The following is a 24,130-nucleotide window of genomic DNA, read 5'->3' on the forward strand; positions in this document are numbered from 1 at the left end:
ATCTGGATGTGTAGGAAACAGGCCGCGATCTTATCAGCGAGTAGCCTGAAATGCCTTCAGACCTTTCAGCGCCTGCGCCCGGACCGCGTTGCGCACCAGCGGAGTCCAGCCGAGCAGCAGGCCTTTGAAGCCCAACGCCTGCCGCGACCAGCGCCACAGGTCGAAGTGATCGTGGTGCTCGCAGATCTTGCCGTCGCGAAAGACGAAGCGCGCCTGGATATCGTTGATTACCACGTTGCCGGTCTGGCTGAACAGGTAAGTCGCCACCCAGTGCGCGCCGCCGCTGCGCTCGTCGGCGCGGACATTGTCGAAAGTCAGGGAGAAGTCCTTGGCGCGGGTGGTGAGCATGCGCCACATGTCGCCGGCATCGCGCCCGCGCAGTTCACCGAAGGCCGGATCGCTGAACACCACATCGTCGGTATAGCAGGCGGCCATGGCCTCGGCGTCGAGGCGCTGGAAGGCCTGGTAGAAGCGGGTGATCAGGGCGGCGTGGGCTTCGCTCATGGGCAAACTCCGGGAAATGGACAGATTGCCAGCACGATAAGCTGCAAATCGAAGAAACACTATCGGCATTCGTGCACCGAATATCAGCAACACACAGAACCACTGTAGGAGTGAGCCTGCTCGCGATAGCGGTGTATCAGTCAGCGCAATGTTGACCGACACACCGTTATCGCGAGCAGGCTCACTCCTACAAGTTGAACCGTGTCAGATCTTTTCGCTTTGCACTTGCACGTACAACGCCCGGCCGGCACCCAGCCCGGCAATGATCGCACCGGTGCCAATGATGCCGAAGATCCAGCCCACCGCATTCCAGCCGCCGGTCCAGTCATGCACCACGCCGACCGCGAACGGTCCCATCGACGCCAAGGTGTAGCCGAAGCCCTGGGACATGCTCGACAGGTTCGCCGCCACATGCGAATCCCGCGAGCGCAGCACGATCAGGGTCAGCGCCAGGCTGAACGTACCGCCCTGCCCCAGACCCAACAGAATCGCCCAGCCCCACAGGCCTTCAATCGGCGCATACAGGCAACCGAACAGACCACCGAGGGTCAGCGCCATCACCACCACGATCGCCAGGCGCTGGTCCTTGCCACGGGTCGCCAGCCACGGCGCAGCCAGCGAACTGGCGAGCTGGATGATCACCGAACCGGACAGCACCAGGCCGGCCTGGGTCGGAGTCAGGCCGCGGCCGATCAGAATCGACGGCAACCAGCCGAACACGATGTACGCCAGCGACGATTGCAGGCCCATGTACAAGGTCACTTGCCACGCCAGCGGATCGCGCAGCAGCCCACGCACTCGATAGGCGACATTGTGCGCGCCGTGTTTCTGCCCGACTTGCGGCAGCCAGAACAACGCCGCCACCAGCGCCGGAATTACCCAGAAGCCCAGGCCCAGTGCCCAGCTGTGGTCGAAGTGTTCGCTCAACGGCACGGTGGAACCCGCTGCCATTGCCGCGCCCAGGCACAGGGCCATGGTGTAGACGCCGGTCATGGTCCCGGCGTGTTTGGCGAAGTCGCGTTTGACGATGCCCGGCAGCAGCACGCCGATAATGCCGATGCTCGCACCGCCAAGCACGCTGCCTGCAAACAGCCCGATCTCACCGAAGTTGCTGCGCACAATAATCCCGGCGGCCAGGGTCAGCAGAATCCCCAACACCACCCGTTCAGCGCCGAAACGCCGCGCCAGAATCGGCGCCAGCGGCGCAAACAAGCCCAGGCACAACACCGGCAACGTGGTCAGCAGACCGGCCTGAGCCGCAGACAGGCCAAGGCTTTTCGACACTTCGCTGAGCAGCGGCGCCATGCTCGACAGCGCCGGGCGCAGGTTCAGCGCCACCAGAATCAGCCCCAGCAACAACAGCCACGGCCGGCGCACCAGCGGATGGCTTTGCTGCACTTGCTCGTCATCGGCCTCGGCGTCGATCAGTAGCTCTTCGAGCTCCGCCGTGCGCTTGGGGATTGGGAGGTTTTTATCGCTTTCAAGGTTCATTGATCAACTGCCTCGATATGGCTTTGGCCCGTTCCGGGTCGCGTTGTTCGACCGCATCGAGCAACTCGATGTGCAGGTCGAACACTTCCTGACGGCGCGGGACGATGTTCAGCGTCTGGCGCAATTGCGCGCCGACGATGCTGGAGAAATAGCGATACAACTCGCTGAGGGTGGGGTTGTGCGCGGCGTCCACCAGACGGCGGTGGAACACCAGATCGCAGGCAATGTAAGTGTCGAGATCGCCGTGGTAGTGGCTGCCGCTGGTGCCGAGCGCTTCGCGCAGCGCGGCGAGATCTTCATCGGTGCGACGCAACGCGGCCAGGCCAATCGCTTCGACTTCGAGGATGTGCCGGGTCTCGCGCGCCTGCTCCAGCGAGCAGCGTGATAACGCCTTGAGCGTGTCCATCGGATCGACCACTGCGCGCAGATAACTGCCGTCGCCCTGCCGGATTTCGATCAACCCGGAAAACGCCAGCACGCGCATGGCTTCGCGCACCGTGTTGCGGCTGATGCCCAGTTCGGCGCACAACTCAGGCTCGGTCGGCAGCCGTTCGCCGACCTGCCACACGCCATCGCTGATGCGCTGACGCAACTGATCCAGAGCCTGATCGACCAGGGATCGTTTGATCAAAGGTGAGATGTCTGTCATTGAATTTGCCCTTTCATCCAATCATAGGATGAATTTCCTGACATGGTAGTCAGGCAGCCGAATCGGCACAAGGGGCAAATCGCGGGCAAAAAAAAACCCGGAACAGGTCCGGGTTTATTTCACTGGCTGATTTCGATCAATGCAGGATCTGGCTCAGGAACAGCTTGGTACGGTCATTCTGCGGGTTGTCGAAGAAGTCGTTCGGCGCCGCCTGTTCGACGATTTCGCCCTTGTCCATGAAGATCACCCGGTTGGCCACGGTGCGGGCGAAGCCCATTTCGTGGGTCACGCAGAGCATGGTCATGCCGTCTTCGGCGAGGCCGATCATGGTGTCCAGCACCTCTTTGACCATCTCCGGGTCGAGGGCCGAGGTCGGTTCGTCGAACAGCATGATTTTCGGTTTCATGCACAGCGCGCGGGCAATCGCCACACGCTGTTGCTGACCGCCGGACAGTTGCCCCGGGAATTTATGCGCCTGCTCCGGAATGCGTACGCGCTCCAGATAATGCATGGCGATTTCCTCGGCCTTGCGCTTGGGCATCTTGCGCACCCACATCGGCGCCAGCGTGCAGTTCTGCAGGATGGTCAGGTGCGGGAACAGGTTGAAGTGCTGGAACACCATGCCGACTTCGCGGCGGATCGCTTCGATCTGCTTGAGGTCGTTGGTCAGCTCCACGCCATCGACGACGATGCGGCCCTGCTGGTGCTCTTCCAGACGGTTGAGGCAGCGGATGGTGGTCGATTTGCCCGAACCCGACGGGCCGCACAGGACGATGCGCTCGCCCTGTTTGACGTTGAGGTTGATGTCTTTCAGCACGTGGAACTGGCCGTACCACTTGTTCACGCCCTGCATCTGGATAATGCCTTCAGGGCCGACAGGCTTTTTGATTGCTTCGCTCATTTACAGAGAACTCCTAACGCTTGTGGCCAGTGTCGAGCTTGCGTTCCAGATGCATGGAATAGCGCGACATACCAAAACAGAAAATCCAGAACACCAGGGCGGCGAACACGTAGCCTTCGGTGGCCATGCCCAGCCATTTCGGGTCGGCAGCGGCTTGCTTGACGCTGTTGAGCAGGTCGAACAGGCCGATGATGATCACCAGGCTGGTGTCCTTGAACAGCGCAATAAACGTGTTGACGATGCCGGGGATTACCAGCTTCAAGGCTTGCGGCAGAATCACCAGGCCCATGGCGCGCCAGTAACCGAGGCCCATCGCCGCTGCCGCTTCGTACTGACCTTTGGGGATCGCTTGCAGACCGCCGCGCACCACTTCGGCAACGTAGGCCGACTGGAACAGGATCACCCCGATCAGCGCCCGCAGCAGCTTGTCGAAGTTCATGCCTTCGGGCAGGAACAGCGGCAGCATCACCGAGGACATGAACAGCACGGTGATCAACGGCACGCCGCGCCAGAACTCGATGAAGGTCACGCAGACCACACGAATCGCCGGCATGTTCGAGCGCCGGCCCAGCGCCAGAATGATCCCCAGCGGCAAGGCGCCGGCGATACCCACGGTGGCGATGACCAGGGTCAGCATCAGACCGCCCCACTGGCTGGTCGCCACGGCGTCGAGGCCGAACACGCCACCGTGCAGCAGGCACCAGGCGACAATCGGGTAGATCACCAGGAAGCTCAGACCGTACACCGCTTTACGCGGGAAGCGCGAGATGAACAGCGGTGCCACGCCGATCACCGCCAGCCACACGGTCAGGTCGACGCGCCAGCGCAGGCCGGTCGGGTAGTAGCCGTACATGAACTGGCCGAAACGCTGCTGAATGAACACCCAGCAGGCGCCGTCCTTGGTGCAGTCGGCGCGGGTGGTGCCGACCCAGTTGGCATCGAGAATCGCCCAGCTGAGGATCGGTGGGACCACAAGGTAGATCAGATAAAACGCAAACAGGGTCAGCAGGGTGTTGAGCCAGCTGGAAAACATGTTCGCGCGTATCCATGCCATCGGGCCGAAGACCTTGGCCGGCGGTGGCATGTCGGGTTTGAAAGTATGGGTTGTCATGCGCGTTTCCTCACCGCTCGATCAGCGCAATGCGCTTGTTGTACCAGTTCATCAGCAGGGAAATGCTGATACTGATCGCCAGGTACACGCTCATGGTGATGGCAATGACTTCGATGGCCTGACCGGTCTGGTTGAGCACGGTGCCGGCGAACAGCGAAACCATTTCCGGATAACCGATACCGGCGGCCAGCGACGAGTTCTTCGCCAGGTTCAGGTATTGGCTGGTCAGTGGCGGAATGATCACCCGCAGGGCTTGCGGAATGATCACCTTGCGCAGGGTCGGGCCGTTGCGCAGGCCGAGCGAACGCGCCGCTTCGGTCTGGCCATGGCTGACCGACTTGATCCCCGAACGGACGATTTCCGCGATGAACGCGGCGGTGTACACGGTCAGCGCCAGGGTCAACGCCAGCAGTTCCGGGATCAGCACCCAGCCGCCGACGAAGTTGAAACCCTTGAGTTGCGGCATTTCCCAGTGCAGGGGGGCACCGAAGATCAGCGCGCACAAGGTCGGGATCACCAGCAGGATCGCCAGGCCGGTCCAGAACTTGTGAAACGGTACGCCGGTGTCTTCAAAACGCTTGTTGGCCCAGCGGCACATCAGCACGATGGCGACGATGGCCAGCACCACGCTGATGAAGAACGCCCAGAAGCCGTCAGCCATTTGCGCGGCCGGCATGTTCAGGCCACGGCTGCTGACGAAGAAGGTGTCGCCGAAGTTGTGGCTGTTGCGCGGTCCCGGCATGGTCAGGAATACCGCGAAGTACCAGAACAGGATCTGCAGCAGCGGCGGAATGTTGCGGAACACTTCCACGTACACGGTCGCCAGTTTGCTGATGATCCAGTTCGGCGACAGCCGCGCCACACCGATGATGAAGCCCAGCAGGGTCGCCAGGATCACGCCGATGAAGGTCACCAACAGGGTGTTGAGCAGGCCGATCACGAACACCCGAGCGTAACTGTCCGCTTCGGTGTAGGAGATCAGGTGCTGAGCGATGCCGAACCCGGCACTGCGCTCCAGAAAGTCGAAACCGGAGGTGATGCCCCGGTGCTGCAGGTTGGTCTGGGTGTTATCGAACAGATACCAGCCCATGGCGACCACCGCCACGACGGTGATGATCTGAAACAGCCACGCACGCACTCGCGGATCGCTGAGGCTGAGCCTCTGCTTTGGTGCGCCGATTGAATTTTGCATGAAGTGCCCCGGAAGAAATGGAACAGAACATCACCCGGCGGTTGGCCCGCCGGGTGATAGAACCATTAGCGCACTGGTGGTGCGTACTGAATGCCGCCGTTGGTCCACAGCGCGTTCAGGCCACGGTCGATTTCCAGCGGAGTGCTCTTGCCGAGGTTTTTCTCGAAGATTTCACCGTAGTTACCGACCTGCGAAACGATTTTCACAACCCAGTCCTTCGGCAGTTTCAGGTCTTTGCCGTATTCACCGTCAGCACCCAGCAGACGGGCGACGTCCGGGTTCTTGGTGGATTTGGCTTCTTCCAACACGTTTTTCGAGGTCACGCCGGCTTCTTCAGTGTTCAGCAGCGCGTAGCCAACCCAGCGAACGATCGCCAGCCACTCGTCGTCGCCGTTACGTACGACCGGGCCCAGCGGTTCTTTGGAAATGGTTTCCGGCAGCACCACGTAGTCTTTTGGCGAAGCCAGTTTGCTGCGCTGTGCGTACAGCTGCGACTTGTCGGAGGTCAGCACGTCGCAACGACCGGATTCCAGCGACTTGGCGCTTTCATCGGAGGTGTCGAAAGTGATCGGGGTGTACTTCAGGCCGTTGGCGCGGAAGTAGTCGGACACGTTCAGTTCGGTGGTGGTACCGGCCTGGATGCAGATGGTTGCACCGTCCAGTTCCTTGGCACTTTTCACGCCCAGCTTGTTGTTGGCCAGGAAGCCCACGCCGTCGTAGTAAGTGATGAAGCCCGGGAATTTCAGGCCCATGCCGGCGTCGCGCGAGCTGGTCATGGTGGTGTTGCGCGAGAGCAGGTCGATTTCGCCGGACTGCAGCGCGGTGAAGCGCTCCTTGGCGTTCAACTGGCTGAACTTGACCTTGTTGGCGTCGCCGAATACGGCAGCGGCCACAGCGCGGCAGACGTCAGCGTCGATCCCGAGGATCTTGCCCGAAGCGTCCGGCACCGAGAAACCCGGCAGACCGTCGCTCACGCCACATTGCACGAAACCTTTCTTCTGCACGGCATCCAGGGTTGCACCCGCCTGAGCGAACCCGCTGACGCCGAGTACTGCTGCTGCAGTCACGACCGCCAGAGTGGATTTCAACATCTTCATTCAAACCTCCAGTTTTGCTCTTGTTGTGTCGGAGCTTGAGTCCAGTCGCACCCTTTTGAGGCGTTGTTGACCCGTGTTGGCTTTTTTTGGGGTCAACCGACGTAAGACCTTCGCTATGAGTCTAGTAGGAGAAAATCCACATCATGGACAACTCACTTCTCACCAATCGGCCGAACGGGCTGTAGCCCTTTCACGTTCGCTTTGCCCGTAGCGGCCATTGGCGAACATCCATCACCGGATTCTTTGCAATCCCGTCGCAAGACGTACACTGATAGTGTTACCGCAAGGCGTAGGACGCTTCGTACAGAATCCTCCATAGCAAAGCCCGTACCACACCGCTTGCTGAAGCGATTGCGCGACAGGTCAATAGCAAAACTTGTAGCCTTGCGACATCTTCTTAACGGATCGACCGGACGCGCACCTCAATCACGCACTTATTGAGAGCGCCCGCACATTTTTGGAGCAGCCATGACCGAGCCCCTGATTCTTCAACCCGTAAAGCCTGCAGACGCCTGCGTAATCTGGCTGCACGGCCTCGGCGCGGACCGCTATGACTTCTTGCCGGTCGCCGAAGCGCTGCAGGAAAGCCTGCTGACTACCCGCTTCGTATTGCCGCAAGCGCCTACCCTGCCCGTCACCATCAATGGTGGTTACGAGATGCCGAGCTGGTACGACATAAAGGCCATGAGCCCGGCACGGTCGATTGACCGTGAGCAGTTGGAAGCGTCGGCGGATCGCATCATTGAATTGATCGAAAAGGAGCGCGCCAGCGGAATAGACGCTTCGCGGATTTTTCTCGCCGGGTTTTCCCAAGGCGGCGCCGTCGTTTTGCACACCGCTTATATAAAGTGGCAAGGCCCGTTGGGTGGCGTACTTGCCCTCTCCACCTATGCCCCGACCTTCACTGACGAGATGGAGCTTTCAGCCAGTCAGCAGCGTATTCCTGCGCTGTGCCTGCACGGCCAGTTCGACGGCGTGGTGCAGAACTCGATGGGGCGCAGCGCCTATGAGCATTTGGTGAAGCATGGTGTCACCGTGACATGGCAGGAATACCCAATGGAGCACGAAGTGTTACCCGAAGAAATTCGTGATATCGGCGTCTGGCTGGCTGAACGCCTGCGTTGATCGTTTCAGCGCGAACGCCCCTTTGATCATCCCACTACGCCGCGCCCGTTTCTTGCATTACACTGGCCGGCGTACATTCCTTAACCAATTGATGAGATGACCGTGCTCAAAGCACTCAAGAAAATGTTCGGTAAAAGCGAGGCTGAGCAGCTCGCGCCAGTCCCCAGTGCGCCGTCGCACGCCCCCGGCCCTCGCTGCGATACGCCCAAGGCTGAACGTCCGGCTCCGGTAGCGACACCCCAGCCCGAGCCGCAACCTGCCATCGCCACCGAACCGGTCCGCGCCGAAGCGCCGAAACCACCCCGGTCGCGCCGCGAACCGAAGCCCAAGGCACCGGTCATTCCCTGGAAGCTCGAAGATTTCGTTGTCGAACCCCAGGAAGGCAAAACCCGCTTTCACGATTTCAAGCTCGCTCCGGAACTGATGCACGCCATCCAGGACCTGGGCTTCCCGTACTGCACGCCGATCCAGGCGCAGGTGCTGGGTTTCACCCTCGCCGGCAAAGATGCCATCGGCCGCGCGCAGACCGGCACCGGCAAGACCGCTGCGTTCCTGATCTCGATCATAACTCAGTTGTTGCAGACGCCACCGCCGAAAGAACGCTACATGGGTGAACCCCGTGCGCTGATCATCGCGCCGACCCGTGAGCTGGTGGTGCAGATCGCCAAGGATGCTGCCGACCTGACCAAGTACACCGGCCTCAACGTGATGACGTTCGTTGGCGGCATGGACTTCGACAAGCAGCTCAAGCACCTAGAAGCGCGCCACTGCGACATCCTCGTCGCCACCCCGGGCCGTCTGCTCGACTTCAACCAGCGCGGCGACGTGCATCTGGACATGGTCGAAGTGATGGTGCTGGACGAAGCCGACCGCATGCTCGACATGGGCTTCATCCCGCAAGTGCGGCAGATCATTCGCCAGACCCCGCCGAAGTCCGAGCGTCAGACCCTGCTGTTCTCCGCGACCTTCACCGAAGACGTGATGAACCTGGCCAAGCAATGGACCACCGATCCGGCAATCGTTGAAATCGAAGTCACCAACGTGGCCAACGAAAACGTCGAGCAGCACATCTATGCGGTGGCCGCGGCTGACAAATACAAACTGCTCTACAACCTGGTCAACGACAACGGTTGGGAACGCGTGATCGTCTTCGCCAACCGCAAGGACGAAGTGCGCCGCATCGAAGAGCGCCTGGTGCGCGACGGCATCAACGCCGCGCAACTGTCCGGCGACGTGCCGCAGCACAAGCGCATCAAGACCCTTGAAGGCTTCCGCGAAGGCAAGATCCGCGTGCTGGTGGCCACCGATGTCGCCGGTCGCGGCATCCACATCGACGGCATCAGCCACGTGATCAACTTCACCCTGCCGGAAGTGCCGGACGACTACGTACACCGCATCGGCCGTACCGGTCGCGCGGGCGCCGACGGTGTATCGATCAGCTTCGCCGGCGAGGACGATTCCTACCAGTTGCCGTCGATCGAAGAAAAACTCGGTCGCAAGATCAGCTGCGAAACACCACCGACGCACCTGTTGCGCGCTGTTGAACGCAAGCGTCCGCAGCCGCAGTAAGCGATCTGTAACGCAAAAAGCGCAGCCGGCAACGGACTGCGCTTTTTTTTGCCCGGCGTTTTCAACAGGCGCTTGCGGTAGACAACTAAAAGTCCATAATGGACAAATTAGTTTACATCCAGACCGTGGAGCCTGACATGTCCAGTACACCCTACGTGATCGACCATACCCAGGCCCGCGAGCTGCTGGCGCGCATCGACGTGCCGCAGATCCTGCGCAAACTGTTCCGCGACCTCGCCGCCGGCCACGCCGTGCAACCGGCGCAGCAGTTGGTGGAGTTTCCGCAGGGCGCCGGCGACTTCATCAATTATCTGGGGGTGCTGGCCGAGGACGGCGTGTACGGGGTCAAGACCTCGCCGTACATCGTCCGCGAGCAAGGGCCACTGGTGACAGCGTGGACCCTATTAATGTCGATGAAAACCGGCCAACCGCTGCTGCTTTGCGATGCCGGCGAGCTGACCACCGCACGCACTGCAGCGACCACCGCCGTTGCAGTCGATGCCCTCGCCCCGCTGAATGCCCAACGACTGGCGATCATCGGCAGCGGCAAGGTTGCCCAGGCTCATTTGCATTACGTGAAAGGTCTGCGCGACTGGCAGAACATCAGCGTGTATTCGCCGAGCCTGTCTGAAGACGCTGAAACCCGGGCGCTGCTGAAAGAGATCTACCCGGGGGTGAAGATTGCCGACAGCCGCGATGTCGCCCTCACAGACGCGGACGTGATCATGCTCTGCACCTCGTCCGCCGGCCCGGTCATCGACCCGGCCAGCTTGAGCAAACCGGCGCTGATCACCTCGATCAGCACCAACGCGCCACGCGCCCATGAGGTGCCGCCGCAGAGCCTGGGCGACATGCAAGTGTTCTGTGACTATCGGCTGACCACGCCGGGCTCGGCCGGTGAGATGTTGATCGCGACCGAGCAGCATGGCTGGGACAAGTCTGCGATTGTCGGTGACCTCGCCGACCTGCTCAGCGAGAAAGTGCCGCGCCCTGATTACGACCGTCACGTATTTTTCCGTTCAATTGGCCTGGGCCTGGAAGACATTGCGCTGGCGAATGCGGTTTATCAATTAAATAACTGACACCACACATCCCATTGTGGGAGCGGGCTTGCTCGCGAATGCGGCCTGACATTCACCGAAGATGTCGACTGATACACCGCTTTCGCGAGCAGGCTCGCTCCCACAGTGGACTAGTGAACGCCTTGATATTGCGTAAACACCGGAGACCTTTCATGAGCCAGGCAGATTTCATCATCATCGGCGGCGGGATTGCCGGCGCTTCCACCGGTTTCTGGCTGTCGCCCCACGCCAAAGTGATCGTGCTCGAACGTGAATCGCACCCGGCCTATCACTCCACCGGGCGTTCTGCCGCGCTGTACACCGCCGCCTACGGTACGCCGCAGGTGCGCGCGCTGACACTGGCCAGCCGTGAGTTTTTCGACCATCCGCCGAGCGGCTTTTGCGAGCACCCATTGCTGACACCGCGCGGCGAAATGACCGTGGACTTCAGCGGTGACGCCGCCGAGCTGAACAACCAGTACCTCAGCGCCAAAGCCACAGTGCCAGAAATGCAGCTGCTCAGCGCCGACGAAGCCTGCGCCCGTCTGCCGATCCTGCGTCGGGAAAAAGTCCACGGCGCGATCTACGATCCGACCGCCAGTGACATCGACACCGACGCCCTGCATCAGGGCTACCTGCGCGGTATCCGCCGCAACAACGGCGAGGTGCACACCGATTGCGAAGTGCTGGGCCTGACGCGCGACGCCGCTGGCCTCTGGCAGGTGCAAACCAACGGTCAGACCTTCAGCGCGCCGGTCATCATCAACGCCGCCGGCGCCTGGGCTGACCAGATCGGCGCGCTGGCTGGCGCCCAGGCGCTGGGCCTGCAACCGAAACGCCGTGCGGCGTTCATTTTCGCCGGCCCCGAGGGCGTGGACATTCATCACTGGCCGATGCTGGTCAGCCTCGACGAATCGTTCTACATGAAGCCCGACGCCGGGATGTTCCTCGGCTCGCCGGCCAACGCCGACCCGGTCGAACCGCATGACGTGCAACCGGAAGAGCTGGACATCGCCATGGGCATCTATCAGATCGAAGAGGCTACGACCCTGACCATTCGCCGCCCGACCCGCACCTGGGCCGGACTGCGCAGCTTCGTCGCCGACGGTGATCTGCTCAGCGGTTTCGATCCGCAGGTGCCGGGGCTGTTCTGGGTCGCGGCACAGGGTGGTTACGGTATTCAGACCTCACCGGCCATGGGCCAGGCCAGCGCGGCATTGGTGCGTGGTCAGCCGTTGCCTGAGTCGTTGCAGCAGTTCGGCCTGAGCAGCGCCATGCTCTCCCCTTCACGACTGCGCTGATGGCCCCTGCGGATGACGCGCCCAACGGATTGCGGCACACTCGCAGCGCCCCCGTGCACGGGGGCGCTGACGCCGCCTGGAGCTCCACAATCATGACCGCCCCCGAAATCGATCCGGCACTGGATAACTTCCGTGCCATCGCCGACGCCATCGCCACGCTGTTCTTTCCCCACGCCGAGGTGGTGCTGCACGACCTGCGCACGCAGAAGGTCGACTACATCGCCAACAACCTGTCCAAGCGCGAGATCGGCGACGATTCATCGCTTGAAGACATGCTCAGCGAGGAGGTCAGCGAGCGCAACATCGGCCCGTACGAAAAGCTCAATTGGGACGGCCAGAAAATCCGCAGCCTGAGCACCGTGCTGCGCGACGGTGAAGAGCGGCCACTGGCGGTGCTGTGCATCAACCTGAATATTTCGTTGTTTGAGAATGCCAAGGCTGCGCTGGATCTGTTCCTGTCGCCGAGCAAACTGATCCCGCAGCCGGATTCACTGTTTCGCGATGACTGGCAGGAACGCATCAACACCTTCCTCCACGCCTGGCTGCGCGAGCGGCAACTGAGCCTGAATCTGCTGACCCGCGATCACAAGCGCGAACTGGTGCTGGCCCTGCACGCCGAAGGCGCGTTCAAGGGCAAGAGTGCCTCGAACTATGTGGCCAATGTGCTGAACATGGGGCGGGCGACGGTGTACAAGCATTTGAAGGAATTGAAGGGCTGAAGATCTGCATTGGCATTTCCGGCCCCATCGCTGGCAAGCCAGCTCCCACAGTTTTTTTGGTGTACACAAAATCTGTGCACGACTCGGTCACTGTGGGAGCTGGCTTGCCAGCGATAGCGGGCTGTCAGTCGCCGTAAATGTCAGACTTGAAGTACTTCTGGGAAATCTTCTGATACTCGCCACTCGCCCGAATCCCGTCGATGGCCGTGTTCAATTCGCTGACCAGCTCGGTATTGCCCTTGCGCACCGCAATCCCCGCGCCTTCGCCCACGTACTTCGGATCCTTCAGCTCCGGCCCGACAAACGCATAGCCCTTGCCGCGTGGCATCGACAGGAAATCGTTCAGCGGGATGGTGTCGGCGAAAATCGCATCGAGCCGCCCGGCCGCCAGGTCCATGTAGATTTCTTCGTTATTGCCGTAGCGCTTGACGTTGATGCCCTTCGGTTCGAACACCTCGGTAGCATAACGATCGGTGGTGGTGGCGCGCTGCACGCCGACGGTCTTGCCCTTGAGGCTGGCGTATTGATCATCGACCGTAGCGCCTTCCTTCATCACCAGTCGCGACGACGTGAAGTAGTACTTGTGGGTGAAATCCACCGACTTCTTGCGGTCTTCGTTGATGGTCATCGACGACAGCGCCATGTCGATTTTCTTCACTTTCAGCGAAGGGATCAGGCCATCGAACTCACCCTCGACCCACACGCATTTGACCTTCATCTGCGCGCACAGGGCGTTGCCGATGTCGTAGTCGAAACCGACGATTTCACCCTTGTCGGTTTTCGAAGCGAACGGTGGATAAGCGGCCTCGATGCCGATGCGCAAGGTTTTCTCGGCGGCAAACGAGCTGGTGCACGCCAACAGGCTCAGGGCCAGACCGGTGATCAGGGGGAGTTTCTTCATGTTCGTTCTCTCGCGGGTTGTTGTTGGTTTGGCAAGACAGAAGAAAAGAGCTGGAACGGGGGGATATGTCTTTTTTGTACTTATAAATCCATATTGGACTCATGTGTACAAATCGTCAATTAGAGGAAAGAAAGGTTTTGGTGTTGCAGATGGCCTCATCGCTGGCAAGCCAGCTCCCACACGGTTCAGTGGTGGACATAAAATATGCGCACGACACAAAACACTGTGGGAGCTGGCTTGCCAGCGATGGCTGACTAGAGGGCGATGCAGTAATTACTTCTTCCAGCGATCCGCAGCGGCATGATCACTGTCACGCCCCTCGACCCAGCGCGGGCCGTCACTGGTGTTTTCTTTCTTCCAGAACGGCGCGCGGGTTTTCAGGTAGTCCATGACGAAAGCGCAGGCGTCGAACGCCGCCTGGCGATGGGCACTGGCCGCACCGACAAACACAATCGGCTCGCCAGGCTCCAGCGCGCCGATGCGGTGCAGCACTTCCAGCTTCAGCAGCGGCCAGCGCTGCTCGGCCTCGACGGCGATCTTGCCGAGGGCTTTTTCGGTCATGCCCGGATAATGCTCAAGGAACATCCCCGCCACATCCAGCCCATCATTGAAGTCGCGCACGTAGCCGACAAAACTTACCACCGCGCCAACGCCGACGTTGGCCGCGTGCATCGCGTTGACTTCAGCGCCGGGATCGAACGCCATGGACTGCACCCGAATCGCCATGCCTCAGCCTCCGGTCACGGTGGGGAAAAATGCCACTTCGTCGCCATCGCTCACCGGCTCGTCGAGCTGGCACAGGTCTTCGTTGCGCGCGCACATCAGGTTCTGTTCGCTCAGCACTTCGGCACCCTGGCGTTGCGCGAGCAGCGCACGCACAGTGTCGACCGTGGCGAAATCGCCTTCGACCTCCACCGAGTCCACGCCCAGTGCTTCACGATAACGGGCAAAGAATTTAACCGTCAGCTTCATGGCTGCTCCGCCTGAAAATGCCCGCTCTTGCCGCCGACCTTCTCCAGCAGACGCACGCTTTCGATGATCATGCCGCGATCCACCGCTTTGCACATGTCATAGATGGTCAGTGCGGCGACGCTGGCAGCGGTCAGTGCTTCCATCTCCACGCCGGTCTGCCCTGACAGCTTGCAGCGGGCGACGATGCGCACACTGTCGTCACCTTCAGCGCTGAGTTCAACCTTGACCCCGGTGAGCATCAGCGGATGGCACAGCGGGATCAGATCACTGGTTTTCTTCGCCGCCTGAATGCCGGCAATGCGCGCCACGGCAAACACGTCGCCCTTGGGATGGCCTCCGCTGACGATCATCTGCAGGGTTTCGGGGAGCATGCGCACCAGCGCTTGGGCCGTCGCCTCACGGAACGTCACGGCTTTTTCGGTGACGTCGACCATGTTGGCGCGACCTTGGGAATCGAGATGAGTCAGCACGGGATTACTCCTGATCAGGAGCAGGGATTGTAAACCTGTGGGTCAAATATCTGCGAGTGAGATTACTGTTGCCCCGCAAATCCCCTGTAGGAGTGAGCCTGCTCGCGATAGCGGTGTATCAGTCGACACTCATGCTGAATGTCACACCGCTATCGCGAGCAGGCTCACTCCTACAATGGCCTTGTGTTTATCCATAAAAAACCGGGCGGCATTGCGGCCGCCCGGTTTTGTTGGAAGGGTTACAAATGCGATTCGGCGTATTCGGCCAGAATCGAGCGCGGCACCCCTTGCAGGGTGATGTGCACCCCGTTGGGGAAATCCTTGAAGCGTTCGGTCAGGTAGGTCAGCCCGGAGCTGGTCGCGGACAGGTAAGGGGTATCGATCTGTGCGAGGTTGCCCAGGCACACCACTTTGGAACCGGCGCCGGCCCGGGTGATGATGGTTTTCATCTGGTGCGGCGTGAGGTTCTGGCATTCGTCGATCAGGATCAGGCTCTGCTGGAAGCTGCGACCACGAATGTAGTTGAGCGATTTGAACTGCAACGGCACTTTGCTGAGGATGTAATCGACGCTGCCATGGGTGTTTTCGTCATCCATGTGCAAGGCTTCGAGGTTGTCAGTGATGGCGCCCAGCCAAGGCTCCATTTTTTCCGCTTCAGTACCCGGCAGGAAGCCGATTTCCTGGTCCAGGCCCTGCACGCTGCGGGTCGCGATAATGCGGCGATAGCGTTTGCTGACCATGGTCTGCTCGATCGCCGCAGCCAGCGCCAGAATGGTTTTACCGGAGCCGGCGGCACCCGACAGGTTGACCAGGTGAATGTCCGGATCCAGCAACGCATACAGCGCCAGGCTCTGATAGATGTCGCGCGGTTTGAGACCCCAGGCTTCCTGATGCAGCAGCGGTTCCTGATGCAGGTCGAGGATCAGCAGTTTGTCTTCCTGGATTTCCTTGATCCAGCCGACAAAGCCTTGTTCGTCAATGATGAACTCGTTGATGTGCACCGCCGGCAGGTTGTCGATCAACTGCACCTGATGCCAGGTGCGGCCGTGATCCTGACGGGTTTCGACTTTGCTGACGCGGTCCCAGAAGGAGCCGGTCATGTTGTGGTAGCCGTTGGGCAGCAGGGACACGTCATCGACCAACTGGTCGGTGCTGTAGTCCTCGGCATCGATCCCGCAGGCGCGCGCCTTGAGGCGCATGTTGATGTCTTTGGTGACCAGCACCACGGCCTTCTTCGGATCACGGGTGTGCAGGTCGATCAACTGGTTGATGATTTTGTTGTCGTTCAGATGCTCGGGCAGAATCAGGTTCGATTCGGCCTGTTTGCTCATCAGAATTGACAGCAAGCCCTTTGGCCCGCCCTTGCCGCGCTGGATCGGCACACCCAGTTCAACGTCCTCGGGGGAGGCATCGCCCAGTGTCTTGTCGATCAGCCGGATCGCCTGGCGGCATTCGGCAGCAACGCTGTGATGGCCGCTCTTGAGCTTGTCCAGCTCTTCGAGCACGGTCATCGGGATCGCGACGTGGTGTTCTTCGAAATTCAGCAGGGCATTTGGATCGTGAATCAATACGTTGGTATCGAGTACATAAAGGATTGGCTGGTTGGAAGAAGGGCTACGTCCGTGATCATCCATACTCGGTCACCTTTGTGGGAGCCATTCGACGCAATACCTGGGCGGTGCTGCGCCTCGAAGTGACTGCCGAATCCATCCACGAGGGCCTGGATGAACTGCACACAAAAGGAGTCTTGGAAGACGCCACCTGTGTTGCAGGTTTCGGCGGTCTGTCTTCGTAATACTCCAAAACCCATGACATAAAAAAGCACTTTGACGGTTTTTTTAAGTTTATTTTGCAGAGTGACGAAAAGCCCTTGGCGGACCGTCCAGACCCCGCTAAAGTCGGAAGTCCGCCTGCATCGAATTCTCTAGAAAAATCGCCCCAAGCCTAATGTTTCCGGGCTTTTGCCGTTTGTCAGCGAAACCCGTCCTGACAGTCTTCAAAGCCGATGCCGCTTTGTGCAGTTTGCGTGATCAGCCACGGCAACGCGGTCTTCACCGCATCCTGTTTCATGTTGAAATTGATCACCCCGTGACGCCACAGCAGCATCAGGGTCAGCACCCGCTGCGCGCTCTGCGCGCCCTTGAGCTTGCCGGCACCATCCTGGGCATCGATGTCCCACAGCGCCACTTGCAGGCCCTGATTGCGGAAGAAACTGCCAGCATCAGAGCGACGCTGCCCCTCCGGCGGACGGAACAGCGGCACGTAGTTTTCCGGCAACTTGTTCTTCACCAGATCGGCGCTGCGGCGCACCGAGTCCTGCCAGTCCTGCCAATAGCTGTGGGAACGGAACTCCCAACCCTGCACGCCGACACACTGTTTCGAGAACTCCGATTGCAGATTGCTCACCGAGTGATCGGCCAGACGCGCCTGAACATCCTTGCCCAACAGGAAGAACGTGCCGCTGAGATTGGATTTGCGCAGATAGTCGGCAATCCAGTCGGTGTTGTCCGGCTGCAGATTGGCGGCGCTGTCGAAGCTCAGCAGAAACAGTCGATCGTGCATCTCGTCGCCATTGCGCTCGTAGTCGCCGAATTGATCGACTTCGCTGCTGGTTTGCGGTGACAGCGCGGCCTTGCGCATCAGCTCGTCCAGATACTGCAGATGAAACAACCGGCTCGGCTCGGCCCACTTGGTGTAATAGCTGTCGTCGCTGACCACGAACTTGGCGGCCTGCTCGCGCAGGGTCGAGAGGTCTTCGACGAGGAAGCAGAACGAGGCATCCTGATCGCAGCTCTGCTGGGCGAAGTTGTAGTTGGCCAACAGACGTTCCCAGAGCCGCTGCCGCAGGTGGCTGATCGCGTCGACGTTGACCGTGCGCAGCCCAAGGCGCTGGGCCAGCGCGGCCTCGTCCAGCGCCTCGGTGCCGAGCAGGCCCCGGGCGAACATGAGGATTTCCGCGCGCGAGGCGACGTCGAACAGCGTCGGGCTGCTCAGTTGCTCCGGCCAGGTGCTGCGATCCAGCGTCGCCACATCGCCCGGCGCCGCCATGGCCCCGAAGCTCAACAGCCACGCGGTGAATAAAAGAACAATGCGCAAAGGGGTGTCTCCATAACCAAACCCGCGCGGCACTATAGCTGATCCCGCACGATTCCCAGCAGCAACACCTATCTCCTGTGGGAGCGAGCCTGCTCGCGAATACGGTGTATCGGTCCACATTTATAGTGAATCTGAATCTGCTTTCGCGAGCAGGCTCGCTCCCACAGAGGGTTTGAGTTAGGCCGTCGATCACCTATGGACTTGATAGCTGGAGTCCACTCGGCCAACCCCCTAGAATCGCCCCCACGATAAAAGGAGACGACTTCATGCTGATGGTGATTTCCCCCGCCAAGACCCTCGATTACGAAACACCGCCGGCGACCCAGCGCTTTACCCAGCCGCAATACCTCGATCACTCTCAGGAGCTGATCCAGCAGCTGCGCGAACTGAGCCCGGCACAGATCAGCGAACTGATGCACGTGTCCGACAAGATCGGCGGCCTGAATGCCGCGCGTTTCGGCAGCTGGACGCCCGCCTTCACCCCGGAAAACGCCAAGCAGGCGCTGCTCGCGTTCAAGGGTGACGTGTACACCGGCCTCGACGCGCAATCGTTCAGCGAAGCTCAGTTCGACTATGCGCAAAAGCACTTGCGCATGCTCTCCGGTCTCTATGGCCTGCTGCGTCCGCTGGACCTGATGCAGCCGTATCGTCTGGAAATGGGCACCAAACTGGCCAACGCCCGTGGCAAGGACCTGTACGCGTTCTGGGGTACGCGCATCAGCGAATGGCTCAACGAAGCGCTGGCCGATCAGGGCGACGATGTGCTGCTGAACCTGGCCTCCAACGAGTACTTTTCGGCGGTCAAACGCAGCGCCCTGAACGCCCGGATCATCAACACCGATTTCAAGGACCTGAAGAACGGCCAGTACAAGATCATCAGCTTCTACGCGAAGAAGGCCCGCGGCCTGATGAGCCGTTTCGTGATTCAGGAAAAAATCAGCGATCCTGCCCTGCTCAAGCAGTTCGATGTGCAGGGTTATCGCTACAGCGCCGAGCAATCTAAACCGGACAATCTGGTGTTTTTGCGCGACCACGCCCCGGAATAAAGCATGCCCATTGCACGACTCTTTCTATAAAGAGTCGTGCAGCTCGCACGACGTCAAAAATCCCTCGCAACATTTCGCCGTTTTATTGGCGCCATAAAATCGTCCTGCCCAATTCTAATTTTAGTTTCACTCGACAGCCTCACTTTTTTTCAGTAGTGGCACGTAAATTTTTTTACGGTAGTGGCACAAAACTATCTAGCTCGATTACGCACCGATTAACAAAGGCCCAAATCGAAAGTGCTATCAAATTGAGACCAGTGCCATCTTTGGCAATATTTCAAAAAATTTCAGATTTCGCGATGAGCGGGTAGGAACTATGTCCAAATGCATAGCTCATACCACCGGTAACGATTCTCGCCGAGTTTGTACGAGATAACTTACGCAGAGCGGAGAACCATGTAACCAAGTTGTCACAGCAACTTGCCTAGATGGTTCACTCATCTGATCAACTAACGATGGATAGGTGATACGCACCATAAACATCCTCTACAAGGCCAAGGCTGCGCCCCTGTAATTGTGCTCGCCTGAGCACCCAACCGCTTGATCTACGGGCCTTTCGTCCGACATCAGGTGGACTGAACACATGCACAAGAGTCTTCCAGCAAGAAGATCCGCTGCATAACAGGGCAAGTCATAACAACTAAGGCCTAGTTGCGCACATCTTGAGTGCACTTATTTAGACACTCGGAACTTAGTATGCCTGCACACGGCATTGTGGCGCCTGTATGCCGCACTTTCGAGTGCACTATGACCGCTGAACACCATTAACTCCGGCCATCTAATGGCTTGATAAAACACAGAGGTAATTGCGATGCGCATCAGCATATTTGGTTTGGGTTACGTTGGCGCAGTGTGTGCCGGTTGCCTGTCTGCACGGGGCCATGACGTGGTTGGCGTCGATGTTGCCAAAGACAAGATCGACATGATCAACGCCGGCAAGTCGCCGATTGTGGAACCGGGTCTGGGCGAACTTCTGGCTCAGGGTATCGAGACCGGTCGTTTGCGCGGTACGACCAACTTCGCCGAGGCGATTCGTGACACCGACCTGTCGATGATCTGCGTCGGTACGCCGAGTAAGAAGAACGGCGACCTGGAACTGAACTACATCGAGGCGGTGTGCCGCGAGATCGGTTTCGTACTGCGTGAAAAAACCACCCGCCACACCATCGTGGTACGCAGCACCGTGCTGCCGGGCACCGTCGCCAACGTGGTGATCCCGATCCTCGAAGACTGCTCGGGCAAGAAGGCCGGTGTCGATTTCGGCGTCGCGGTCAACCCGGAATTCCTGCGTGAATCCACCGCGATCAAGGACTACGACCTGCCACCGATGACCGTCATCGGCGAGTTCGACAAGGCCTCGGGCGACGTTCTGCAATCGCTGTACGAAGAACTCGACGCGCCGATCATCCGCAAGGACATCGCGGTCGCCGAGATGATCAAGTACACCTGCAACGTCTGGCACGCAACCAAGGTCACCTTCGCCAACGAGATCGGCAACATCGCCAAAGCGGTTGGCGTCGATGGTCGTGAAGTGATGGACGTGGTCTGCCAGGACAAGACCCTCAACCTGTCCCAGTACTACATGCGCCCGGGCTTCGCCTTCGGTGGTTCGTGCCTGCCCAAAGACGTGCGCGCCCTGACCTACCGTGCAGGTTCGCTGGACGTCGAAGCGCCGTTGCTCAACTCGCTGATGCGCAGTAACGAATCGCAAGTGCAGAACGCCTTCGACATCGTTGAAAGCCACGACAAACGCAAAGTCGCCCTGCTCGGTCTGAGCTTCAAGGCCGGTACCGATGACCTGCGCGAAAGTCCGCTGGTGGAACTGGCCGAAATGCTGATCGGCAAGGGCTACGACCTGAGCATCTACGACAGCAACGTCGAGTACGCCCGTGTTCACGGCGCGAACAAGGACTACATCGAGTCGAAGATCCCGCACGTGTCGTCCCTGCTCAACTCGGACTTCGATTCGGTGATCGACAACTCCGACGTGATCATCCTCGGCAACCGCGACGAGAAGTTCCGCGCGCTGGCCCAGGAAGCGCCGCAAGGCAAACAGGTCATCGACCTGGTCGGCTTCATGGCCAAAGCCACCAACCCGGGTACTCGCACCGAAGGTATCTGCTGGTAAGTCAGCCTTCCGGCCGGGGGATTTGAACCCTCGGCCGGTTCTTCGCCTGCCTTAACCCCATCGGGCCACCCGACAGGCTCGCCCGAGATAGAGACGGATGCAGATTATGCACAGGCTAAAGCACGGCCTACTTCAGGCCGCCGGTTGGCTGTTTTACCTCAGTTTGTTGTTGGGCCTGGCCTTGATGCTGCCCACGTCCACATTCGACTCCGAGTCGAAGGACTTTATTTTCCTGATTGGCGCCGTGGGTATCTGGCGCTACTCGATGGGTGCAACGCACTTTGTGCGCGGCATGATTTTTCTCTACATCGTTTACCCGCATCTGCGCCGCAAAGTGCGCAAGCTGGGTAAAGCGGCGGATCCGTCGCATGTGTTTCTGATGGTCACCAGTTTCCGTATCGACGCGCTGACCACCGCGCAGGTCTACAGCTCGGTGATCCGCGAAGCCATCGACTGCGAACTGCCGACCACCGTGGTCTGCTCGATCGTCGAAATGTCCGATGAGCTGCTGGTCAAGGCGCTGTGGGCGCGGATGAATCCGCCAGACCGCGTGAAGCTCGACTTCGTGCGCATTCCCGGCACCGGCAAGCGCGATGGCCTGGCTTATGGTTTCCGCGCGATCTCCCGTCACCTGCCGGACGACCGTGCCGTGGTGGCCGTGATCGACGGCGACACCGTGCTCGGCGAAGGCACCGTGCGCAAGACCGTGCCGTGGTTCCAGCTGATCGGCAACGTCGGTGGCCTGACCACCAACGAATTCTGCGAAGTACGTGGCGGCTACATCATGAGCGAATGGCACAAGCTGCGTTTTGCCCAGCGCCACATCAACATGTGCTCGATGGCCCTGTCCAAGCGCGTGCTGACCATGACCGGGCGCATGTCGGTGTTTCGTGCCACCGTGGTGACCGATCCGGAATTCATCGCCGACGTCGAAAGCGACTCGCTGCAACACTGGCGCCTGGGCCGTTTCAAGTTTCTGACCGGCGACGACAAGTCGAGCTGGTTCAGCCTGATGCGCCTGGGTTACGACACCTTTTACGTGCCGGACGCCGCGATCAACACCGTTGAGCATCCGCCGGAAAAGAGCTTCATCAAGGCCAGCCGCAAACTGATGTTCCGCTGGTACGGCAACAACCTGCGCCAGAACTCGCGAGCGCTGGGCCTGGGTGTGAAACGCCTCGGCGCCTTCACCTCGGTGGTGCTGTTCGATCAGCGCGTATCGATGTGGACGTCGTTGCTGGGCCTGACCGTGGCCCTCATCGCCAGCTTCAAGTACGGCGGCGCGTTCATCCTCGCCTACCTGCTGTGGATCGGCATCACCCGCCTGATTCTGACCCTGCTGCTGTCGTGCTCCGGTCACCGGATCGGCCCGGCCTATCCCGTGATTCTGTATTACAACCAGATCGTCGGTGCGCTGGTGAAGATCTACGTATTCTTCCGCCTCGACCAGCAATCCTGGACGCGCCAACCCACTTCCCTGACCCGTGATCTCGCCAGCTTTCAACGTTGGTTCAACACCTGGTCGTCTCGGACCATGACCTTCTCCGCCGGCAGCATTTTCGTCGCCGTGCTGCTGATGATGGTCTGACCTGCCCCTATTGAATTAACAAGGAAATCGCCCCCATGAATACCGCCGTCAACGCCAACGTAGTGCATGAATCCGAAGCCCAGCGTCAGCACGCCCGAGTGAAAATCCCGGCCAAACTGCGTTTCTTCGGCCCAGACCGGACGCCGGTCGAAGCGCGGGTCCTCGACCTGTCCGCCGGCGGTCTGGCGTTCAACGCCGGGCAACTGCCGCTGACCATCGGCGAGGTGTACAAGGCACGCCTGCAATTCGTCATCGACAACCTCGGCCTGGCCATGGACGTCGAACTGCAAGTGCGCTCCTACGACCGCCAGAGCGGCCGCGCCGGTTGCCAGTTCCAGAATCTGGAACCGCAGGACATCTCGACCCTGCGTCACCTGATCACTTCGCACCTGGCCGGCGACATCGTCAGCATGGGTGAAGTACTGGCGACCCTGCAGCGCGACAACTTCACCAAGGCGCGCAAGGTCAAGGACGGCGGCAGCGGCATGACCCCGTTCGGGCGTCTGAAAGCCGTGACTTTCAGCGCCGGCATTTTCGCCATCGGTCTGGTCGCTTTCGGTTTCGTCTTCAAGTCGGTGTACGGCATGTACTTCGTCAGCCACGCGCAAGCAGGTCTGGTCAGCGTGCCGGGAATGAACATCACCATGCCGCGTGACGGCACGGTGCAGAGCCTGGTCAAGTCCGACGGCGTCGCCGCCAAAGGCGCGCCGCTGGCGACCTTCAGCACCAGCATGCTCGACGTGCTCAAGGGCCATCTGGACGAAGACCAGTTGCAACCGGCCAAGGTTGAAGAACTGTTCGGCAAGCAAATGACCGGCACCCTGACTTCTCCGTGCGATTGCACCGTGGCCCAGCAACTGGTGGCTGACGGTCAGTACGCTAGCAAGGGCGACGTGATCTTCACTCTGGTACCGCGCAACACCCAGGCCACCGTCGATGCGCGCTTCTCCTATCGCCAGTTCGGCGACGTGCGTCCGGGGACGCCAGTGAGCTTCCAGATCGCCGGCGAAGACCAGACCCGCACCGGCAAGATCGTCAGCAGCACCAGCCTGAAAAGCGCCGACCTGTCCTCCGACATCCGCGTGCAGATCCAGCCAGACGAACCACTGGACAGCAGCTTCGCCGGGCGCCCGGTGGAAGTGAACAGCGATCGTGGTCCGAACCTGAACTGGCTGATCGACAAAGCCATGGCTGCCGGTCTTTAAGTCG

The 24,130-nt window shown here is 60.0% G+C and carries 22 protein-coding genes; 9 read left to right on the forward strand and 13 right to left on the reverse strand.

Features of this window, described 5'->3' with window-relative positions:
* Positions 1–33: 33 nt before the first annotated feature.
* The 7 genes from QRN61_RS21830 to QRN61_RS21860 all read right to left on the reverse strand — a co-directional run bounded on the left by QRN61_RS21830 (position 34) and on the right by QRN61_RS21860 (position 6,945).
* A complete protein-coding gene (locus QRN61_RS21830; protein ID WP_027610944.1) occupies positions 34–504 on the reverse strand; it encodes a nuclear transport factor 2 family protein in 471 nt (156 codons plus the stop codon).
* Positions 505–708: 204 nt separating this feature from the next.
* Positions 709–1,995, reverse strand: a complete 1,287-nt coding sequence (locus tag QRN61_RS21835) for a CynX/NimT family MFS transporter (protein ID WP_285375446.1) — start codon at positions 1,993–1,995, stop codon at positions 709–711.
* Positions 1,985–2,644 carry a FadR/GntR family transcriptional regulator gene (locus QRN61_RS21840; protein WP_285375447.1) on the reverse strand — a complete coding sequence of 220 codons (660 nt, stop codon included), beginning with the start codon at positions 2,642–2,644 and terminating at the stop codon, positions 1,985–1,987. The genes QRN61_RS21835 and QRN61_RS21840 overlap by 11 nt, the downstream gene beginning before the upstream one ends.
* A 136-nt stretch (positions 2,645–2,780) precedes the next feature.
* On the reverse strand, positions 2,781–3,545 hold the full coding sequence (locus QRN61_RS21845) for an amino acid ABC transporter ATP-binding protein (RefSeq protein ID WP_003221897.1): 765 nt from the start codon (positions 3,543–3,545) through the stop codon (positions 2,781–2,783).
* A gap of 13 nt (positions 3,546–3,558) precedes the next feature.
* On the reverse strand, positions 3,559–4,656 hold the full coding sequence (locus QRN61_RS21850; RefSeq protein ID WP_007965184.1) for an amino acid ABC transporter permease: 1,098 nt from the start codon (positions 4,654–4,656) through the stop codon (positions 3,559–3,561).
* A gap of 10 nt (positions 4,657–4,666) precedes the next feature.
* Positions 4,667–5,848, reverse strand: coding sequence for an amino acid ABC transporter permease (locus tag QRN61_RS21855; protein ID WP_097086328.1), 1,182 nt, complete (start codon positions 5,846–5,848; stop codon positions 4,667–4,669).
* A 65-nt stretch (positions 5,849–5,913) separates the two neighbouring features.
* A complete protein-coding gene (locus tag QRN61_RS21860; protein ID WP_007965188.1) occupies positions 5,914–6,945 on the reverse strand; it encodes an amino acid ABC transporter substrate-binding protein in 1,032 nt (343 codons plus the stop codon).
* 468 nt (positions 6,946–7,413) lie between these two features.
* Between QRN61_RS21860 and QRN61_RS21865 the strand changes: the two genes are divergently transcribed.
* The 5 genes from QRN61_RS21865 to QRN61_RS21885 all read left to right on the forward strand — a co-directional run bounded on the left by QRN61_RS21865 (position 7,414) and on the right by QRN61_RS21885 (position 12,720).
* Positions 7,414–8,070 (forward strand): alpha/beta hydrolase, encoded by a 657-nt coding sequence (locus tag QRN61_RS21865; RefSeq protein WP_285375448.1) that lies wholly within the window; start codon positions 7,414–7,416, stop codon positions 8,068–8,070.
* 96 nt (positions 8,071–8,166) lie between these two features.
* Positions 8,167–9,639 (forward strand): ATP-dependent RNA helicase RhlB, encoded by a 1,473-nt coding sequence (gene rhlB / locus QRN61_RS21870; protein WP_285375449.1) that lies wholly within the window; start codon positions 8,167–8,169, stop codon positions 9,637–9,639.
* Between the two features lie 137 nt (positions 9,640–9,776).
* Positions 9,777–10,721 (forward strand): ornithine cyclodeaminase family protein, encoded by a 945-nt coding sequence (locus tag QRN61_RS21875; protein ID WP_097086322.1) that lies wholly within the window; start codon positions 9,777–9,779, stop codon positions 10,719–10,721.
* Positions 10,722–10,873: 152 nt separating this feature from the next.
* A complete protein-coding gene (locus QRN61_RS21880) occupies positions 10,874–12,001 on the forward strand; it encodes an NAD(P)/FAD-dependent oxidoreductase (protein ID WP_097086319.1) in 1,128 nt (375 codons plus the stop codon).
* A 92-nt stretch (positions 12,002–12,093) separates the two neighbouring features.
* On the forward strand, positions 12,094–12,720 hold the full coding sequence (locus tag QRN61_RS21885; RefSeq protein ID WP_103369084.1) for a helix-turn-helix transcriptional regulator: 627 nt from the start codon (positions 12,094–12,096) through the stop codon (positions 12,718–12,720).
* Positions 12,721–12,844: 124 nt separating this feature from the next.
* On the opposite strand, the gene aotJ is transcribed toward QRN61_RS21885, so the two are convergent.
* From aotJ to QRN61_RS21915, 6 genes are all read right to left on the reverse strand, one after another.
* Positions 12,845–13,621 carry an L-arginine-binding protein AotJ gene (gene aotJ / locus QRN61_RS21890; RefSeq protein WP_027610934.1) on the reverse strand — a complete coding sequence of 259 codons (777 nt, stop codon included), beginning with the start codon at positions 13,619–13,621 and terminating at the stop codon, positions 12,845–12,847.
* 273 nt (positions 13,622–13,894) lie between these two features.
* The gene (gene moaE / locus QRN61_RS21895) at positions 13,895–14,347 is read right to left on the reverse strand and encodes a molybdopterin synthase catalytic subunit MoaE (protein WP_103369086.1); all 453 of its coding nucleotides are present in this window, start codon (positions 14,345–14,347) and stop codon (positions 13,895–13,897) included.
* Positions 14,348–14,350: 3 nt separating this feature from the next.
* Complete coding sequence (gene moaD, locus QRN61_RS21900) at positions 14,351–14,593, reverse strand: molybdopterin converting factor subunit 1 (RefSeq protein WP_097086317.1); 243 nt, start codon at positions 14,591–14,593, stop codon at positions 14,351–14,353.
* Entirely contained in the window at positions 14,590–15,063 is a 474-nt protein-coding gene (gene moaC / locus QRN61_RS21905; RefSeq protein WP_027610932.1) for a cyclic pyranopterin monophosphate synthase MoaC, read from the reverse strand. The genes moaD and moaC overlap by 4 nt, the downstream gene beginning before the upstream one ends.
* A gap of 239 nt (positions 15,064–15,302) precedes the next feature.
* Positions 15,303–16,697 (reverse strand): PhoH family protein, encoded by a 1,395-nt coding sequence (locus tag QRN61_RS21910; RefSeq protein ID WP_027610931.1) that lies wholly within the window; start codon positions 16,695–16,697, stop codon positions 15,303–15,305.
* A gap of 337 nt (positions 16,698–17,034) precedes the next feature.
* Positions 17,035–18,111 (reverse strand): polysaccharide deacetylase family protein, encoded by a 1,077-nt coding sequence (locus tag QRN61_RS21915; protein WP_430962668.1) that lies wholly within the window; start codon positions 18,109–18,111, stop codon positions 17,035–17,037.
* Positions 18,112–18,425: 314 nt separating this feature from the next.
* Between QRN61_RS21915 and yaaA the strand changes: the two genes are divergently transcribed.
* The 4 genes from yaaA (at position 18,426) to QRN61_RS21935 (ending at position 24,126) form a co-directional block, all read left to right on the forward strand.
* Complete coding sequence (gene yaaA, locus QRN61_RS21920) at positions 18,426–19,205, forward strand: peroxide stress protein YaaA (protein WP_096795175.1); 780 nt, start codon at positions 18,426–18,428, stop codon at positions 19,203–19,205.
* An 811-nt stretch (positions 19,206–20,016) separates the two neighbouring features.
* Positions 20,017–21,333 (forward strand): nucleotide sugar dehydrogenase, encoded by a 1,317-nt coding sequence (locus QRN61_RS21925; RefSeq protein ID WP_047601441.1) that lies wholly within the window; start codon positions 20,017–20,019, stop codon positions 21,331–21,333.
* A gap of 106 nt (positions 21,334–21,439) precedes the next feature.
* The gene (alg8, locus tag QRN61_RS21930) at positions 21,440–22,921 is read left to right on the forward strand and encodes a mannuronan synthase (protein WP_502942646.1); all 1,482 of its coding nucleotides are present in this window, start codon (positions 21,440–21,442) and stop codon (positions 22,919–22,921) included.
* 35 nt (positions 22,922–22,956) lie between these two features.
* Positions 22,957–24,126 carry an alginate biosynthesis protein Alg44 gene (locus tag QRN61_RS21935; protein ID WP_027610927.1) on the forward strand — a complete coding sequence of 390 codons (1,170 nt, stop codon included), beginning with the start codon at positions 22,957–22,959 and terminating at the stop codon, positions 24,124–24,126.
* The last annotated feature ends 4 nt before the right edge of the window (positions 24,127–24,130 follow it).

Source organism: Pseudomonas sp. lyk4-TYG-107 (assembly GCF_030209055.1).
Lineage (GTDB): Bacteria > Pseudomonadota > Gammaproteobacteria > Pseudomonadales > Pseudomonadaceae > Aquipseudomonas > Aquipseudomonas putida_A.

Coding starts and splice junctions, on each gene's coding strand:
- QRN61_RS21830 (WP_027610944.1), bottom strand. CDS start 504: ATGAGCGAAGCCCACGCCGCCCTGATCACCCGCTTCTACCAGGCCTTC.
- QRN61_RS21835 (WP_285375446.1), bottom strand. CDS start 1,995: ATGAACCTTGAAAGCGATAAAAACCTCCCAATCCCCAAGCGCACGGCG.
- QRN61_RS21840 (WP_285375447.1), bottom strand. CDS start 2,644: ATGACAGACATCTCACCTTTGATCAAACGATCCCTGGTCGATCAGGCT.
- QRN61_RS21845 (WP_003221897.1), bottom strand. CDS start 3,545: ATGAGCGAAGCAATCAAAAAGCCTGTCGGCCCTGAAGGCATTATCCAG.
- QRN61_RS21850 (WP_007965184.1), bottom strand. CDS start 4,656: ATGACAACCCATACTTTCAAACCCGACATGCCACCGCCGGCCAAGGTC.
- QRN61_RS21855 (WP_097086328.1), bottom strand. CDS start 5,848: ATGCAAAATTCAATCGGCGCACCAAAGCAGAGGCTCAGCCTCAGCGAT.
- QRN61_RS21860 (WP_007965188.1), bottom strand. CDS start 6,945: ATGAAGATGTTGAAATCCACTCTGGCGGTCGTGACTGCAGCAGCAGTA.
- QRN61_RS21865 (WP_285375448.1), top strand. CDS start 7,414: ATGACCGAGCCCCTGATTCTTCAACCCGTAAAGCCTGCAGACGCCTGC.
- rhlB (WP_285375449.1), top strand. CDS start 8,167: ATGACCGTGCTCAAAGCACTCAAGAAAATGTTCGGTAAAAGCGAGGCT.
- QRN61_RS21875 (WP_097086322.1), top strand. CDS start 9,777: ATGTCCAGTACACCCTACGTGATCGACCATACCCAGGCCCGCGAGCTG.
- QRN61_RS21880 (WP_097086319.1), top strand. CDS start 10,874: ATGAGCCAGGCAGATTTCATCATCATCGGCGGCGGGATTGCCGGCGCT.
- QRN61_RS21885 (WP_103369084.1), top strand. CDS start 12,094: ATGACCGCCCCCGAAATCGATCCGGCACTGGATAACTTCCGTGCCATC.
- aotJ (WP_027610934.1), bottom strand. CDS start 13,621: ATGAAGAAACTCCCCCTGATCACCGGTCTGGCCCTGAGCCTGTTGGCG.
- moaE (WP_103369086.1), bottom strand. CDS start 14,347: ATGGCGATTCGGGTGCAGTCCATGGCGTTCGATCCCGGCGCTGAAGTC.
- moaD (WP_097086317.1), bottom strand. CDS start 14,593: ATGAAGCTGACGGTTAAATTCTTTGCCCGTTATCGTGAAGCACTGGGC.
- QRN61_RS21910 (WP_027610931.1), bottom strand. CDS start 16,697: ATGGATGATCACGGACGTAGCCCTTCTTCCAACCAGCCAATCCTTTAT.
- QRN61_RS21915 (WP_430962668.1), bottom strand. CDS start 18,111: ATGGCGGCGCCGGGCGATGTGGCGACGCTGGATCGCAGCACCTGGCCG.
- yaaA (WP_096795175.1), top strand. CDS start 18,426: ATGCTGATGGTGATTTCCCCCGCCAAGACCCTCGATTACGAAACACCG.
- QRN61_RS21925 (WP_047601441.1), top strand. CDS start 20,017: ATGCGCATCAGCATATTTGGTTTGGGTTACGTTGGCGCAGTGTGTGCC.
- alg8 (WP_502942646.1), top strand. CDS start 21,440: ATGCACAGGCTAAAGCACGGCCTACTTCAGGCCGCCGGTTGGCTGTTT.
- QRN61_RS21935 (WP_027610927.1), top strand. CDS start 22,957: ATGAATACCGCCGTCAACGCCAACGTAGTGCATGAATCCGAAGCCCAG.